1 protein-coding gene is annotated in these 1,660 nt (G+C 40.4%); it reads right to left on the minus strand.

Features of this window, described 5'->3' with window-relative positions; all coding sequences use genetic code 11:
- Nucleotides 1-366: 366 nt before the first annotated feature.
- Nucleotides 367-1,257: a hypothetical protein gene (locus NE668_RS10555; RefSeq protein WP_022618806.1), complete on the minus strand. Its 891-nt coding sequence runs from the start codon at nucleotides 1,255-1,257 to the stop codon at nucleotides 367-369.
- Nucleotides 1,258-1,660: the final 403 nt, after the last annotated feature.

Consider the following 1,660-nt stretch of genomic DNA (forward strand, 5'->3'; position numbering starts at 1 on the left):
CTTTCTAGAGAATAGGAACTTCGGAATAGGAACTTCAAAGCGTTTCCGAAAACGAGCGCTTCCGAAAATGCAACGCGAGCTGCGCACATACAGCTCACTGTTCACGTCGCACCTATATCTGCGTGTTGCCTGTATATATATATACATGAGAAGAACGGCATAGTGCGTGTTTATGCTTAAATGCGTACTTATATGCGTCTATTTATGTAGGATGAAAGGTAGTCTAGTACCTCCTGTGATATTATCCCATTCCATGCGGGGTATCGTATGCTTCCTTCAGCACTACCCTTTAGCTGTTCTATATGCTGCCACTCCTCAATTGGATTAGTCTCATCCTTCAATGCTATCATTTCCTTTGATATTGGATCATACCCTAGAAGTATTACGTGATTTTCTGCCCCTTACCCTCGTTGCTACTCTCCTTTTTTTCGTGGGAACCGCTTTAGGGCCCTCAGTGATGGTGTTTTGTAATTTATATGCTCCTCTTGCATTTGTGTCTCTACTTCTTGTTCGCCTGGAGGGAACTTCTTCATTTGTATTAGCATGGTTCACTTCAGTCCTTCCTTCCAACTCACTCTTTTTTTGCTGTAAACGATTCTCTGCCGCCAGTTCATTGAAACTATTGAATATATCCTTTAGAGATTCCGGGATGAATAAATCACCTATTAAAGCAGCTTGACGATCTGGTGGAACTAAAGTAAGCAATTGGGTAACGACGCTTACGAGCTTCATAACATCTTCTTCCGTTGGAGCTGGTGGGACTAATAACTGTGTACAATCCATTTTTCTCATGAGCATTTCGGTAGCTCTCTTCTTGTCTTTCTCGGGCAATCTTCCTATTATTATAGCAATAGATTTGTATAGTTGCTTTCTATTGTCTAACAGCTTGTTATTCTGTAGCATCAAATCTATGGCAGCCTGACTTGCTTCTTGTGAAGAGAGCATACCATTTCCAATCGAATCAAACCTTTCCTTAACCATCTTCGCAGCAGGCAAAATTACCTCAGCACTGGAGTCAGAAGATACGCTGGAATCTTCTGCGCTAGAATCAAGACCATACGGCCTACCGGTTGTGAGAGATTCCATGGGCCTTATGACATATCCTGGAAAGAGTAGCTCATCAGACTTACGTTTACTCTCTATATCAATATCTACATCAGGAGCAATCATTTCAATAAACAGCCGACATACATCCCAGACGCTATAAGCTGTACGTGCTTTTACCGTCAGATTCTTGGCTGTTTCAATGTCGTCCATTTTGGTTTTCTTTTACCAGTATTGTTCGTTTGATAATGTATTCTTGCTTATTACATTATAAAATCTGTGCAGATCACATGTCAAAACAACTTTTTATCACAAGATAGTACCGCAAAACGAACCTGCGGGCCGTCTAAAAATTAAGGAAAAGCAGCAAAGGTGCATTTTTAAAATATGAAATGAAGATACCGCAGTACCAATTATTTTCGCAGTACAAATAATGCGCGGCCGGTGCATTTTTCGAAAGAACGCGAGACAAACAGGACAATTAAAGTTAGTTTTTCGAGTTAGCGTGTTTGAATACTGCAAGATACAAGATAAATAGAGTAGTTGAAACTAGATATCAATTGCACACAAGATCGGCGCTAAGCATGCCACAATTTGATATATTATGTAAAACACC

The sequence above is a fragment of the Veillonella parvula genome, assembly GCF_024461875.1.
GTDB lineage: Bacteria > Bacillota > Negativicutes > Veillonellales > Veillonellaceae > Veillonella > Veillonella parvula_I.